The organism is Metabacillus sp. 22489, from assembly GCF_052044855.1.
Classification (GTDB): Bacteria; Bacillota; Bacilli; order Bacillales; family Bacillaceae; genus Metabacillus; species Metabacillus niabensis.
The window spans coordinates 137,484-152,640 of the sequence record NZ_JBQENT010000005.1 but is presented as its reverse complement, the minus strand read 5'-3'; the positions used below and the strand labels follow the sequence as shown (position 1 = coordinate 152,640).

Here is a 15,157-nt window from a genome sequence, read left to right as displayed (position 1 = left end):
GGTTTGAACCATGGTTTTGAGTCACCCTCTATTGTTTACGCTTGTGCCTGTCTTTGCTTAGCCGCTGCATTAACTTGTTCATCCGCATGATATGAAGAGCGTACAAGCGGTCCTGCTTCACAATGGCTAAATCCTTTGCTTAAAGCAATTTCACGCAATTCATTAAACTCATCAGGATGATAATATTTTTGCACCTTTAAATGTTTTTTTGTTGGTTGTAAATATTGGCCAATCGTAATAATATCTACATCATTTGCTCGTAAATCATCCATTGTCTCAATGATTTGTTCCTTTGTTTCTCCAAGACCAATCATTAGACTTGATTTAGTTGGGATGTTTGGTTGCATCTCTTTTGCTCGTTTTAAAAATTGTAACGATCTCTCATATGTTGCACGTGCGCGAACTCTTGGTGTAAGCTCACGAACAGTTTCAATATTATGATTCAAAATGTCTGGTTTTGCATCCATCAAGATTTTTAAGTTGTCATATTCACCACTTAAATCTGAAGGTAATACTTCAACAGTAGTAAACGGGCTTTTACGACGAATCGCACGGACAGTTTCTGCTAATACTTTAGCACCGCCATCCTTTAAATCATCACGAGCTACCATCGTAATAACAGCATGCTTTAAATTCATTAACGCAACTGAATCTGCTACTCTTTCTGGTTCTGCAAGATCAAGCTCTGTTGGCAAACCTGTCTTAACAGCACAAAATCTGCAAGCACGTGTACAAACTGATCCTAAAATCATAAATGTTGCGGTTCTACGAACAGCCCAGCATTCATGAATATTTGGACATTTCGCTTCTTCACATACAGTATGAAGGTTTTTTTCGCGCATCATTTTCTTTAAATCTGTATAGTTTTCGTTTGTATTTAATTTTATCTTCAACCATTCTGGCTTCCGTAAATATTCTTCCTTTTTCGCCATCTGATTCATCTCCAATATGTATTGTTGATTAAAAAAAACGAACTTCCGATTTTTATTTCCGTATTCACTTTAACATATGAGAGAATGCGGGACAAGAAAAAGGCAGTTTTGCAATTTCTAACATTTTCTATTTATGAAAAAACAAATGCAAACCAAACTATAAAAAGACTCTTCCAATTATAAATAACAGAAATGTGAACATTAAGGCTCGCACATAAAAGGATTGGTTGATTTCCGCTTTTCCATCCGCGCATATCACCATTGTCTTTTTATAAGATATAACCTCTTTTTTGTTTTACTAAAATATTCTGCCCCATCGCTTAGCTTTCGTTACAGGGGTGATGGTGTAGCTACTAAATGATAATGACTGAAAGGAGCTCATTACTGTGCGTAAGAAAATTCTCTGTTTCACCTTATGTTTGATGGTGCTATGTTTCTCTAGTCATCCAAAGACTTATGGTGCAGAAACGAATAAAAATGAAGATAACCAAAAGCTAATGAGCTTATATAAAAAGGTAGAAACGCTCACGACTATTCCGTGGTATGTTTTTGCGGCAATCGACCAATATGAAAGAAATGTAAGGCACTCGCGAAGAGATATTCCAAAAGCACCGGGGTTAATTGAAATTTATATTAAACCTGAGGTATGGGCTGGACCACTCAATCCAAACCAAAAGGATACCGATCCGAGAACGATTGGCTTATTTGGCGGAATTGGTGTAGACGGAAATGGCGATAAAAAAGCTGAGCCTACTAATGATGAAGATGTACTCTACACAATTGCCAATTACCTGCAATCTTACGGTTCAGATCTTGATAACATCAAGATTGGGTTGTGGGAATATTACCATCGTGATAAAGCTGTAGGACTCATATTAGGGCATATGAAATTATTTCAAAAATACGGCCGTCTTGATTTAGAAGGACATGCTTTTCCAATTCCTCGCCAATATAATTTCACCTACCATAATACATGGGGGGATGCCCGCGGCTGGGGAGGAAGAAGAATTCATGAAGGGACAGATATTTTTGCGAATTACGGTGTCCCTGTTCGTTCAACCTGCTTTGGTGTTATAGAAATGAAGGGTTGGAATCGATACGGTGGGTGGAGAGTTGGAATCCGTGATATTGATAATACGTACCACTATTTCGCACATTTAAACGGCTTTGCTGATGGATTAAAGGTAGGACAGGTTGTTGAACCAGGTCAATTAATCGGCTCAGTTGGAAGCTCAGGCTACGGTCCACCCGGTACATCAGGAAAGTTCCCACCACATCTTCACTATGGACTATATAAGGACAACGGAAGAACAGAATGGTCCTTTGACCCATATCCACATTTAAAAGCATGGGAACGAGCAGAACGTAACAAGAAATAATCGTTAAAGACGCGCAGTATAAAGGGCTGACACAATCATGTCAGCCTTTAACGTTCAATTATATTTATTTACTCTGTTTCGCCTTAACTACTGCATTTACAATACTAGCAACTAAGCCTCCCCAGATTACGACAATACCAACTACCATCATTGTAATAGCAGATACACTCATCGTGATACCTCCTTATTTGCAGAAGCTGCTAGTGCATTATTCTTTTTTTTACTAATTGAGAATAGCACCCCAACAAAAATGGCACCTAACGCAACTGTCCATCCCCAATTAAATAAGAATTCACGAGGATAATCACCATATTCGCTAGTTAAATTCGTTTTTAAATTATCAAACATCATATATCCTAAAACGACTGGTGTAATAACTGATAAACAAATTCTCCACCAAGCACCAAGCTTAATATCTGATAAATCATCAGCATGCTTTTGAAGGTTTTTCAATTCTTTTGCAAACCAAGCAATCGCAACAACTTCAATGAATCCAGCTAAAGTAATTCCAAATGTGTTAATAAAGTAATCAACAGAATCTAAGAAGTAAAGTCCGCCTTTTGTTGCAAATAATAGAGATGCAACAAACGCTAGGCCTCCGCCATATGCAACTGCCTTTGTACGAGAAACATTGAATTTCTCTTGGATACCTGCTACATATGTTTCAATAATTGAGATTAACGAAGTCATACCAGCTAAAATTAATGAACCAAAGAATAAGAAGCCAAAAAGTCCGTTAAACGCCGGAAATTCATTAATAATTTGCGGGAAGACAACGAATGCAAGACCTACCCCTGAAGAAACAACTTCGGATACTGGAACACCTTGTTGTGTTGCCATAAAGCCTAAGGCACTAAATACACCAATGCCGGCAAGAACCTCAAACGCTGAGTTTCCAAACCCAGTAATAAACGCATTGTTAGTAAGATCTGATTTTTTCGGCAGATAACTAGAATAAGTAATCATAATTGCAAAACCAATTGATAAACTAAAGAAAATTTGTCCGTATGCTGCTACCCATACCTTTCCATCAAGGACTTTGCTCCAATCTGGTTTAAAAAATGCATCCAAGCCTTGTAAAGCTCCATCAAGCGTAATAGCACGAATAACGATAATTGTAAACATTACAACGAGCAATGGAATGAAGATTTTATTAGCTGCTTCAATTCCTTTTTTAACACCGGCAAACATAACGCCTAATGTAATAACCCAAACGATAATGATTGGAATTAAGACGCCTGGCACTAAGCCACCGAAATCTCCAGGAGTTTCAGCAAGCTTTAAGTAATCATTGTAAAGGAAGCCTTCTGGGTCATCCCCCCACGTTTGCTTAAATGAAAAAATAGAATACGATGATGCCCAAGCAACAATTGCTGGATAATAACAAGAAATAACGAATGCGATCGCTAGCTGCCACCAGCCAAGCCATTCCTTTCCTTTGCTAATTTTTGAAAATGTTACTGGTGATGATCCACGGTACTTATGACCTAAAGCAAATTCCATTACAAGCAACGGAATACCAGCAGTTAATAATGCAAACAAGTACGGTAGGAAGAACGCTCCTCCTCCATTTTCATATGCTGTTGCTGGAAAACGCCAAATATTTCCTAAGCCTACTGCAGAACCAACAGCTGCCATAATAAAGCCAGCCCTTGATCCCCACTGTGGACGATTATTCATTACAAATTTCCCCCTTCTCAAACTTGAACCAAATAACGGAACAATTTGAAATTACCTAATTTTCTGACTATTTAGTATAATCTATACATATTATAAATGGACATTATGCCTATGTCCACAAAAATTTGCGAAAAATATTATTTTAGTATGATTTATTCAGAAAATTTAAATAGTTCTGAAAGTAAATTACAATAATTTTCCTTTTAATATCTCTCCTTATAATCAAGGAAACAAAGCAATCCCACTCTAAAAAGTATTATTGAAAGCTAATACATTTTATCATTTTTTTCAGCATAAAGTTATTCTATAAAAAACAATATAACTGCGCAAGGTCCAAAGTTTAACAATTTTGATAATAAAAAAGAGCAATGAACAACATGCTCATTACTCCTCTAATCCAGGTATGTCTACATCCGGAAGATTTCCTTCAGAGCCACCACCGCCATGATATTGCGGAACATCTCCACGTTCTGAGAAATTTACGATCGGGATCGTATTCGTTGCTTTTATCACTTCAGTTGCGAATGGAATGACTACTTGAACACTTACCTCTACGTATAAGGATATTTCGTGTACACCACCATTAATACCATATTCCTTTGTCTCACTTTTTGTATCAACAAATACATCGCCAATTAAATAGTATTGAATTGGTATTTCTGGCCCTAAGGAACTTAGTAACGAGTTATTCGTAATTACTCCTAATGGAATGCCATACACAATTCCATCAGCTAACTCTGTACTTGAGGTTGGACTATGAAAATTATTCCGCTCAATTTGACTTAGCTTCTCCGTAATATTATCCTGAACTCTTTCTTTTGCTGCGAGAACTGCACGCTGGTTTAAGTTAACTGAAGTGACATTTCCATTACTATTTGTCGTAATATCAACAAGATTTTCTTGTTCGGCCTCTGTTAGCACTTCTTTTTCTACCGCATTATGTATGATAGTTGTTGCAACCTTATTTGCTTCAAACTTTGCTATCCTCATTAAAGTAGCTTCCACCTGAACATTAACAATCCAAAAGCTTACTGCCGTTAATATAATAAAAATAACTAACGTTAATAAGAGAACATAACGAAAAGGTAATGGCCCTCGACGGCGGCGCACACTTCTACCGCGAAATTTAGGCAAAATACATCCCCCCTTACAACATGTTTATGCTTGTAAGGGGGGATGTACGCATCTTTTTTTATGTGATTAATTTAACCTTTGTGAAAATGGACAAATTTATATCATTTTAAGCAATGCATCTTTTCCTGCCATTCCAACTACGATTCCGTACTTTTCAGCCTCATATGTTACTGATTCTAACGGTGCTTCAAGCAATTGCTCAATCGTTCTAACACCGACAGCTCTTCCAGCAATAATCCCTCGATCCTTTAGTTTTTCATTTAATAAACCGACGTCTAGAGCTCCACACATGATATACCCTTTTTCATTCGTTACCGCCATAAAATTTGTTTTTGGTAAAGCAATTGTAATCGCTGTAAACTGATTCCCGTCTATGACAATTGGCGTCATCGTTACCATATGCTCATACACTCCTTTCATTACTATATCTCTATGAGTGCATAAGTAATCCGTGTAGATAAAACGCCTATGAAATTAAGGTTTTTTTGCCAATTGCCATGCTAATAAATCTCTCAATAATTCTGGCATATAAAATATTTTTTCCTTCGCATGGCTTATTGCAGGATATAGTGGACCTAACGTAAACATATCCACGGTTGCCACTGCATATGTTTTTTCGGGATTGATCGGTTCTCCATGAACAAGCACTTCTGTAACATGCTGTTTCCCATCTTCTAAAGTATCAGTTTGGATATCAATTCCCTCGTAAACCATTCTTCCCATTACTTTCCCTCTAAATCCTAACCCTTTTAATTGAAGATGCTCCATTTTTTCCTCTCTAGCTTGAACAATAACCTCTTTCAGCACATCTCCCTTTAAATAAACCTTACATGGATTAATTGGGTGTGGACAAATTCGATGCAAGTCCTTCTTTGTTATCGGACCTTTCAATAAAGGCTCTAGTAACATTCCTGAATTAACCATAGCCACTTCACCATCACACCAATCTAATAATGCTTGGACTAAAAGTTGTGGGAAAGGGGACTCTCGAAACCAATCAAGCGGCAAATCTTTATCGATAACAGCAACAACTTCTGTTAAGGTTGATTCACTTTTTACCATTTCCTTATTCAGCCATGATGCAGTTTCTTCGCAATACTCGACTTCCTCTTCCATCGGATAGACTTCAGCCTCACGTTGTACAATCTCTTTTTTGTGTGGATTGATTGTAAATGAGATATGACCGATATATTGTCCGTATTTACCAGCACCAGCAAGTAATGTACCATTCATTTCCTTCCCTTTTTGTAAAACATGATGTGTATGACCACCGATAATAATATCAATTTCTGGAAATTCTTTTGCGATGATTTCGTCATCAGTAATACCTAAATGAGAGAGGAGAATGATCAGATCAGCCTGATCCTTTACTTGATTGACCGTTTCTAATAAGCTCTGAAATGGGTCTTTTATTTGCCAGCCAAGTAACTCATAAAACTTCTCATAAAAAACCGTCACACCTAGGACAGCTATGCTCATACCATTTTCCAGATTCATCATTTGATAAGGAACAACCCATGACGGCCGCTCCCCTAACTCAGTGTAAAGATTCGATAATACGATAGGAAATGTTGCATGATCATACAATGTATCTAAATCATCATGGGCAAACGTAATTCCTTCATTATTGCCTATTGTCGCTGCATCATAATGAAGACGATTTAATAATTCGACATTTGCCTTCCCATGAGTCGCCTCTGTTATTGGATGAAATCTATCAGCATGATCTCCGATATCAAAGAGAAGCATCGTTTCATTATTTTGCTTATGTATGTCTCTCTTCTTATTTAAGAAATGAGCAATTTTAGGCCAATTTTCAAAATGACTATGTAAATCATTCGTATGATATAGGTGAATGGTTTCTAGCATGTCTCTCTCCCCTTTTCCATAAAGCATTTATGAAAAACGATCAGATTGGATTCAATGTCCAAGCTTTTATACTTTTTTAATCTATGAGCTATGTTCAAGCATATTGGTAATTTAGTGGATAGGTTTAGTGCCAACGTAAAAGGATTCTCCATGGTTGGCTCACGCACTAAAAACCTCCCTCTTTAGCGAAATAACCGCAAAGAAAATAAACGTTTACGCTTAATAAGCCCTCTAATTATCATGTTAAGCCAGTCAATCCTTCATAAATTAGCTTTAATCCGACAATAATTAATACAATTCTTAATAGGGTGATAATTGTTTTACCCTTTAGCTTCGTATTGATAAGAGCACCAAATTTCCCTCCAAACCATGCACCTGGTACTAATATCGCCGCAAATAACCAATCAATATTTCCCAAAGCTATATGTGTAATCGAGCCTGTTGCAGAGGATAGGAAAATAATAAACATCGATGTCGCAACAGCTATATGTGGAGGAAACATAAATAATAAAACCATTGCAGGAACCATTAATGCTCCACCACCTATGCCAAATAGCCCGGATATAAATCCTACTACAAAAGCAATGACAATACCCAATATCGGTCGATAAGCATAAGTAAGCTCTTCTCCTTCCTCTCCCAAATAAGTCCGAACCACCTTTTTGCCTGGTCTTTCCTTTGCTTTTGGCAGTTTATCTCTCACCATTAAAATGATCGATATGAAGATCATAAACAAGCCAAACCATAATGAAAATGAGGATGTATTGAAAAACTTATTCACATAAGCTCCGATAATTCCACCTGGTCCACTTCCAATAAAGAAGATAAGACCACTTTTATAATCAACTTTTTTATACTTCATATAGGTCAACGTAGAGGAAAGACCAGTGAAAATAACAACTAATAATGATGTACCAACAGCAACCTGTGGTGATACATCATCAAATGCGGAAAAATAACTACCGAGTGTTAATAGCATCGGAACAACAATAATTCCTCCACCTAAACCAACAATACTACCAATCGTTCCTGCTATTAACCCAACGATTAATAAAATAATCCATTCCATTTTATAAGTTAACGCTCCTCTATATCACTAAACAGACTTAGTTGCTTCTCAGCAAGTCCGTCATAGGAGATGTCTAATAAATTCAGCATCATTTTGGCATTATCTGCTGCATCTCCACCTGAATTATTATTAAATAACATATAAATTGTTTCTGTTTGCTCCTGTAGCTTTTGAATATGTTGTTTCCATTCAAGTAACTCTTCCTCATTATAGCGATACAAATAACGCACATCACGCCAATTGTCACCAGAGGAAGGTTTATTCCATCCATGAACATTTCGTCCATGAAGACGAATTAACGTTTTCTTAGAATCAGTTGGATGAAGAACAGTCGGAATGGATCGTTCACCAGCCTGTGGCTCATCAACAATACTATGAATCCAGTTTTCAGCTTTCATAAACGCTAATGTTTTATCATAAAACTCCCCTGAAAACCAAGTTCGATTCCGAAACTCAAGCGCTACATCAAAATCACCCATTTGTTCTCTACACCATTTTAAATACGTAACATTTTCCTTCGTACAAGCAAACCATGGTGGAAACTGAAAGAGAACCATTGCTAATTTATTTGATGTTCGAATAGGTTTTATCGATTGAATAAATGCATGAAACATTTCCTGTTTATTTGCAAATGGGATATCCCCACGTAAATGCCCTGTCATGCCTTGATATGCTTTTACAACAAATTGAAACGTATCCGGCGTATCCCGCAGCCACTTCACAATATTGCGCTCAGGCTGAATCGCATAAAAGCTCGTATCAATTTCAACTGTAGGAAAATGTGCTGCATATTCTTTTAATTTATTCGTTGAACTCATTTTAAGCGGATAAAGAGAATCATGATCTCCCCACCCTGTTAATCCGATTTGTATTGATGTCACGTAAAAATCAACCTCATTATGTATAGATTGTTTCTATTCATACTATACCACGTTAACAGCAGTTAGAACATTGTTGCGCTTCCTTATGACCTATTGTCTGCAAGATTGAATCGTTCATCCATGATTTGTTGAAAGAATAAAATAGTCGAGGAAATAAGAAGTAATGTGGGATAAACTAAAATAAATGGGCTGACAAAAGAGATTGTCAGCCCATTTATTATTAACCGATAGAACCTTCCATTTCGAACTTGATTAGACGGTTCATTTCAACTGCATATTCCATTGGAAGCTCTTTTGTAAATGGCTCGATGAAGCCCATTACGATCATTTCAGTTGCTTCTTCTTCTGAAATACCGCGGCTCATAAGGTAGAATAATTGCTCTTCAGAAACCTTAGAAACCTTTGCTTCGTGCTCAAGAGAAATATTGTCGTTTAAAATCTCATTGTATGGAATTGTATCTGACGTTGATTGGTTATCCATAATGAGTGTATCACATTCAATATTTGATCTTGCACCATCTGCTTTACGTCCAAAATGAACGATACCGCGGTATGTTACTTTACCACCTTGTTTCGAAATTGATTTTGAAACAATGGTTGAAGATGTATTAGGAGCTAGGTGAATCATCTTAGCACCAGCATCTTGATGTTGACCTTTACCAGCAATGGCAATTGATAACGTCATACCACGTGCACCTTCACCTTTTAAGATGACAGCAGGGTATTTCATTGTTAATTTTGAACCAATGTTTCCATCAATCCATTCCATTGTTGCGTTTGCTTCACAAACAGCACGCTTTGTCACTAGATTGAATACATTGTTTGCCCAGTTTTGAATCGTTGTATAACGGCAATAGCCGCCATCCTTAACGATAATTTCAACTACCGCACTGTGTAATGAATTCGTTGTATAAACAGGAGCTGTACAACCTTCAACATAGTGAACATGTGCGCCTTCGTCAACAATGATTAATGTACGCTCAAATTGTCCCATATTTTCTGAGTTAATCCGGAAGTACGCTTGTAATGGTGTATCAACCTTTACACCTTTTGGTACGTAGATAAATGAGCCACCAGACCATACAGCAGAGTTTAATGCTGCAAATTTATTATCAGTCGGTGGGATAACTTTTCCAAAATGCTCACGGAAAATATCCTCATTTTCTTTTAATGCTGTATCCGTATCCTTGAAAACAATTCCAAGCTCTTCAAGGTCTTCCTTCATATTATGGTATACAACCTCTGATTCATATTGCGCAGATACACCTGCTAAATATTTTTGTTCAGCCTCTGGAATTCCTAATTTATCAAATGTAGCTTTAATTTCCTCAGGAACTTCATCCCATGAACGCTCAGATTTTTCCGATGGTTTTACGTAGTACGTAATTTCATCGAAGTTTAATGATGCTAAATCTCCACCCCATTGAGGCATTGGCATCTTATAAAAATTATCTAAAGATTTTAAACGGAAATCTAGCATCCATTGTGGTTCAGATTTCATACGAGAAATTTCTTCAACGATTTCTTTCGTTAATCCTCGTTCAGAACGGAAGATGGAGACATCCTTATCAGCAAATCCATATTTGTAATCGCCGATTTCTGGTGCTTTTTTAGCCATCTACATTCACTCCTATCTAGTTAGAATTAAGGACAATCCCTTATTTATTCGTCTTTGCTTTTAACGCCCTTTTCCATAGCCTTCCAAGCTAAAGTGGCACATTTAATGCGAGCCGGAAATTTCGTAACACCTTGCAATGCTTCAATGTCACCTAAATCAATATCACCTTCATACTCTTTACCTAACATCATGTCAGAAAAGATTTCTGAAAGCTTTAACGCTTGCTCTAACGTTTTTCCTTTAATTGCTTGAGTCATCATTGATGCCGATGACATTGAAATGGAGCAGCCTTCACCTTCAAACTTTGCATCCTTGACAACATCACCATCAAGGTCAAGGGTTAAGCGTATCCGGTCTCCACAAGTCGGATTATTCATATCAATTGTAAGACTATCATCAAGAACACCTTTATTACGTGGGTTCTTGTAATGATCCATAATGACCTGACGGTAGAGGGTGTCAAGATTAATTTGATTAGACATTACCGAAGTACTCCTTTGTTTTAATTATCCCTGCAACTAATTTATCAACTTCATCCTCAGTATTATACAAGTAAAAGCTCGCTCTTGCTGTAGCCGATACCTTTAACCATTTCATTAGAGGCTGTGCACAATGATGTCCCGCACGGACTGCAATCCCTTCAGCATCCAATACAGTTGCTACATCATGTGGATGAACATCCTCTATATTAAAAGTAACTAAACCAGCACGATGCTTTGGTCCATAAATCGTTAGTCCATCAACTTTACTAAGTTGCTCTAAAGCATATTGTGCAAGCTTATGCTCATGTGCTTCAATGTTTTCCAAACCAATTTGCTCGAGAAAATCAATTGCAGCTGCTAAGCCGATGGCACCAGCGATGATCGGAGTTCCTGCTTCAAACTTCCAAGGTAGCTCTTTCCAAGAGGATTCTTGCAGCCCAACAAAGTCAATCATCTCGCCACCAAACTCAATTGGTTCCATCTTTTCAAGCAATTCCTTTTTACCATACAATACACCGATACCAGTTGGCGCACACATTTTATGCCCTGAAAAGGCAAAGAAATCACAGTCTAAATCTTGAACATCAATTTTCATATGTGGTGTGCTTTGCGCACCGTCTACAACCATGATTGCCCCATGCTTATGAGCTATTTTAGCAATTTCTTTTACAGGGTTGATCGTACCGAGTACATTTGAAACGTGCATAACAGAAACGATTTTAGTATTAGCGGTAACCGTTGCTTCGACATCACTTAATTCAATTGTACCGTCTTCCTGTAAAGGGATATATTTTAACGTCGCTCCAGTTACTTTTGCAACCTGTTGCCAAGGAATCACATTCGCATGATGCTCCATGTAGGTGATGACAATTTCATCACCAGCTTTAACATTCGTTAATCCATAGCTTTGGGCAACAATATTTAATCCAGTTGTTGCCCCACGAGTAAAGATAATTTCCTGTGTTGATTTAGCACCAATGAACTTTCTTACCTTTTCACGAGCACCTTCATATCCATCTGTTGCTCTCGTTCCTAATGTATGCACTCCGCGGTGAACATTAGAATTATATTCTCGATAATAGGTAGAAACAGCTTCAATGACAGCTTGTGGCTTTTGAGAGGTTGCTGCACTATCTAAGTAAACAAGGTCTTTCCCATTTACTTGTTGGTCCAAAATCGGAAAATGTGAACGAATATCACGGATATCCATTATTGAACTTTCCTTTCGATAACCTCAACCAACTGCTTTTTCACACCTTCGATTGGTAGTTCATTAACAACCGGTGCTAAGAAGCCATGAATAACAAGTCGCTCTGCCTCAGATTTCGGAATACCACGACTCATTAAATAATAAAGCTGAATTGGGTCAACACGACCAACTGAAGCAGCATGTCCCGCTGTTACATCATCTTCATCAATTAAAAGAATAGGGTTAGCATCTCCACGTGCTTTTTCACTTAACATTAGCACACGAGATTCCTGCTCAGCATTTGATTTTGTTGCACCATGCTCGATTTTTCCAATTCCATTAAAAATAGATGATGCGCTATCCTTCATAACACCGTGTTTTAAAATATATCCTTCTGAGTGTTTTCCGAAATGGACAACCTTTGTAGTAAAGTTTTGCTTTTGCTCTCCACGACCAACGACAACTGATTTTGTATCACCGAAAGAACCGTCACCAATTAAGTTTGTTACATTTTCAGAAATCGTATCACCGTCATTCATTAATCCTAATGCCCATTCGATTCGAGCATCTCGTCCAGCAACACCACGGCGGTTTACATAAGTTGTAATGCCTTTTGCAAGTGTATCAACTGCTCCATACGTAATTCGGGCATTTGTATTAGCAAAAACCTCAGAAATAATATTAAATACTCCAGTTTCTGTTTCAACTGTTGAAATATAGTTTTCAACATATATGACAGAGCTGTTATCTTCAGCCACTACAATTACATGGTTAAATAATGTTGTTTCTGGATTATCGTGGACAAATACTGAATGAATTGGTTCAGAAACTTCCACATTTTTAGGAACATACACAAATACTCCACCATTAAATAACGCTGCATGTAAAGCAGTTAAACGGTGCTCGTCAACCTTGACACCGTCTGTCATGAAGTATTTTTGTACTAAATCAGAGTGTTCACGTGCTGCAGTATGAATATCAGTTAAAATAACACCTTTGTCTTTTAATTCATCTGATAAAACAGTATAAGCAGCAGTGTTATTTATTTGAACATATAAATTATTTGTAGCAGATTCAATATCAATCAATGCTTTTACATCTTCATGTAATTCATTTAATGATTGAATTTTGTTGCTTGTTACTGTATGTTGGCTGAAATTTGTAAAATTCCATTTATCGATTTTTGTTTTATCCGGTCTTGGCATCGGAAGATCTTCTGCTTTTGCAAGAGCATCTAAGCGTAGATTTTTGAGCCAATCCGGTTCACTAAGCTGTGCTGAAAAGCTAGTGATATAATCCTGATTGAAAGTTTTCGTTTCCATCTATCTCTACTCCCCTTTACGCTTAAGCTTCTTGTTCAACAGTTTCGTCTTCAATACCTAATTCTTGTTTAATCCAGTCATATCCTTCTGCTTCTAAACGTTGAGCTAGCTCAGCTCCACCTGATTTCACAACACGACCTTGCATCATTACGTGAACTTTATCAGGTGTAATGTAATTTAATAAACGTTGATAGTGAGTAATCATTAAGCAACCAAAATCCTCACTTCTCATTTTGTTAATACCTTTTGCAACAATTTTTAACGCATCGATATCTAGACCTGAGTCAATCTCATCAAGAATTGCAATTTTTGGTTCAATCATCATTAATTGAAGAATTTCATTACGCTTTTTCTCTCCGCCAGAGAAACCTTCGTTTAAATAACGTTGTGCCATATCTGGATCCATTTCTAGCTCTTCCATGTTTGAATCCATTTTACGAATGAATTTCATTAATGAAATTTCATCGCCTTCTTCACGGCGAGAGTTAATTGCTGAGCGTAAGAATTCTGCATTCGTTACCCCGCTAATTTCACTTGGGTATTGCATTGCTAAAAATAGACCTGCACGTGCACGCTCGTCTACTTCCATTTCAAGAACATCTTCACCATCTAATGTAATGCTTCCTTTAGTCACCTCATATTTAGGGTGTCCCATAATTGCAGATGATAAAGTTGATTTTCCTGTTCCGTTAGGTCCCATAATTGCATGGAACTCTCCGCCTTTTATTTCAAGATTTACACCCTTCAAAATTTCTTTCCCATCAATTTCTACGTGTAAATCCTTTATGATTAATGTAGAACCTGCCATAATGTTACCTCCATAATATATAAAATTTACTATTCTCACTTTATTCTCATTCTAATATTATAACAAATGAAAAGTGAACACAACCTTTAAGGATTATGGTCGATTTATGTCGGGATATGCCCACTTTTCTCTTGATTATGTGAGAAGTGATTAAGCAGTAGCAGTAGGTTACCTTTTCTAAATTTTTTTGTAAAGCTATTTTTTCATTTTTTTCACACTCTAAATAGTTTTCACTTCCATAAAAAAAACATTCTCTCACATTGAAATAAAAGAATGTCATTAAAAATAAAGAAAAAAGATGTCTTAAAAGGATAAGACATCAAATAATTAAGGTTTATTTTTTCATTTTTCTTTCCACTTCGGCATATATTAATTGACTCTTACGATAGTCCTCTTCACGATTTTTTTCAACGCTTATTCTTTTTTCATGGTGTAATGCGTATTCTGCATATCCCATTCCATGTGAATGATGCATCGCTTTTTCCATATCAGCTGTGTAATGGAGGTCTAGCTGATTTGAGTGAATAACAATCAATCCCTTCGTTTGCTTTCTCATTTAAAAGCTTATCAGGAATAAAAAGATAACTCAAAGACTGTAAGATTTCATTACATTTATTCACATATAATATTGAAGCATTTCGTTAGATTCTCATGCAGTTTTTAAAGAATTCCGACAATATACTCTGAAATGCTCCTGTTATAGGGAAGATTTTAAATAAGAAAAGCTATGCAAAAGATTTGCTAAAAACAGGCTTACTTTTTAGATAAAATAAAAACCTGGACCAAGGTTGTTG

The 15,157-nt window shown here is 36.9% G+C and carries 15 protein-coding genes; 1 reads left to right on the top strand and 14 read right to left on the bottom strand.

Annotation, left to right across the window (positions count from 1 at the left end; translation table 11 throughout):
* Positions 1-35: 35 nt before the first annotated feature.
* Positions 36-941 carry a lipoyl synthase gene (gene lipA / locus ACTJJ9_RS04895; protein ID WP_255452005.1) on the bottom strand — a complete coding sequence of 302 codons (906 nt, stop codon included), beginning with the start codon at positions 939-941 and terminating at the stop codon, positions 36-38.
* Positions 942-1,354: 413 nt separating this feature from the next.
* Here lipA and ACTJJ9_RS04890 point away from each other — a divergent pair, with 413 nt between their 5' ends.
* Positions 1,355-2,311 (top strand): M23 family metallopeptidase, encoded by a 957-nt coding sequence (locus ACTJJ9_RS04890; RefSeq protein ID WP_095297511.1) that lies wholly within the window; start codon positions 1,355-1,357, stop codon positions 2,309-2,311.
* Between the two features lie 64 nt (positions 2,312-2,375).
* On the opposite strand, the gene ACTJJ9_RS04885 is transcribed toward ACTJJ9_RS04890, so the two are convergent.
* The 13 genes from ACTJJ9_RS04885 to ACTJJ9_RS04825 all read right to left on the bottom strand — a co-directional run bounded on the left by ACTJJ9_RS04885 (position 2,376) and on the right by ACTJJ9_RS04825 (position 14,919).
* A complete protein-coding gene (locus ACTJJ9_RS04885) occupies positions 2,376-2,483 on the bottom strand; it encodes a methionine/alanine import family NSS transporter small subunit (RefSeq protein WP_095297489.1) in 108 nt (35 codons plus the stop codon).
* Complete coding sequence (locus ACTJJ9_RS04880) at positions 2,480-3,991, bottom strand: sodium-dependent transporter (protein WP_095297487.1); 1,512 nt, start codon at positions 3,989-3,991, stop codon at positions 2,480-2,482. The genes ACTJJ9_RS04885 and ACTJJ9_RS04880 overlap by 4 nt, the downstream gene beginning before the upstream one ends.
* 384 nt (positions 3,992-4,375) lie before the next feature.
* Complete coding sequence (yunB, locus tag ACTJJ9_RS04875; protein WP_186324294.1) at positions 4,376-5,125, bottom strand: sporulation protein YunB; 750 nt, start codon at positions 5,123-5,125, stop codon at positions 4,376-4,378.
* Positions 5,126-5,221: 96 nt separating this feature from the next.
* Complete coding sequence (locus ACTJJ9_RS04870; protein ID WP_145584407.1) at positions 5,222-5,524, bottom strand: DUF1805 domain-containing protein; 303 nt, start codon at positions 5,522-5,524, stop codon at positions 5,222-5,224.
* 75 nt (positions 5,525-5,599) lie between these two features.
* Positions 5,600-6,994 carry a bifunctional metallophosphatase/5'-nucleotidase gene (locus ACTJJ9_RS04865; protein ID WP_145584398.1) on the bottom strand — a complete coding sequence of 465 codons (1,395 nt, stop codon included), beginning with the start codon at positions 6,992-6,994 and terminating at the stop codon, positions 5,600-5,602.
* Between the two features lie 238 nt (positions 6,995-7,232).
* On the bottom strand, positions 7,233-8,063 hold the full coding sequence (locus tag ACTJJ9_RS04860; protein ID WP_145584400.1) for a sulfite exporter TauE/SafE family protein: 831 nt from the start codon (positions 8,061-8,063) through the stop codon (positions 7,233-7,235).
* Positions 8,064-8,071: 8 nt separating this feature from the next.
* A complete protein-coding gene (locus ACTJJ9_RS04855) occupies positions 8,072-8,881 on the bottom strand; it encodes a DUF72 domain-containing protein (protein WP_145584409.1) in 810 nt (269 codons plus the stop codon).
* A gap of 283 nt (positions 8,882-9,164) precedes the next feature.
* A complete protein-coding gene (gene sufB / locus ACTJJ9_RS04850; RefSeq protein ID WP_095297475.1) occupies positions 9,165-10,562 on the bottom strand; it encodes a Fe-S cluster assembly protein SufB in 1,398 nt (465 codons plus the stop codon).
* 44 nt (positions 10,563-10,606) lie between these two features.
* Positions 10,607-11,044, bottom strand: coding sequence for a Fe-S cluster assembly sulfur transfer protein SufU (sufU, locus tag ACTJJ9_RS04845; protein ID WP_095297473.1), 438 nt, complete (start codon positions 11,042-11,044; stop codon positions 10,607-10,609).
* On the bottom strand, positions 11,037-12,254 hold the full coding sequence (locus tag ACTJJ9_RS04840; protein ID WP_145584402.1) for a cysteine desulfurase: 1,218 nt from the start codon (positions 12,252-12,254) through the stop codon (positions 11,037-11,039). The genes sufU and ACTJJ9_RS04840 overlap by 8 nt, the downstream gene beginning before the upstream one ends.
* The gene (gene sufD / locus ACTJJ9_RS04835; RefSeq protein WP_145584404.1) at positions 12,254-13,555 is read right to left on the bottom strand and encodes a Fe-S cluster assembly protein SufD; all 1,302 of its coding nucleotides are present in this window, start codon (positions 13,553-13,555) and stop codon (positions 12,254-12,256) included. Before sufD ends, ACTJJ9_RS04840 begins: the two co-directional genes overlap by 1 nt.
* 22 nt (positions 13,556-13,577) lie before the next feature.
* Complete coding sequence (gene sufC, locus ACTJJ9_RS04830; protein WP_095297467.1) at positions 13,578-14,363, bottom strand: Fe-S cluster assembly ATPase SufC; 786 nt, start codon at positions 14,361-14,363, stop codon at positions 13,578-13,580.
* Between the two features lie 334 nt (positions 14,364-14,697).
* Entirely contained in the window at positions 14,698-14,919 is a 222-nt protein-coding gene (locus ACTJJ9_RS04825) for a hypothetical protein (RefSeq protein WP_095297465.1), read from the bottom strand.
* Positions 14,920-15,157 lie beyond the last annotated feature (238 nt).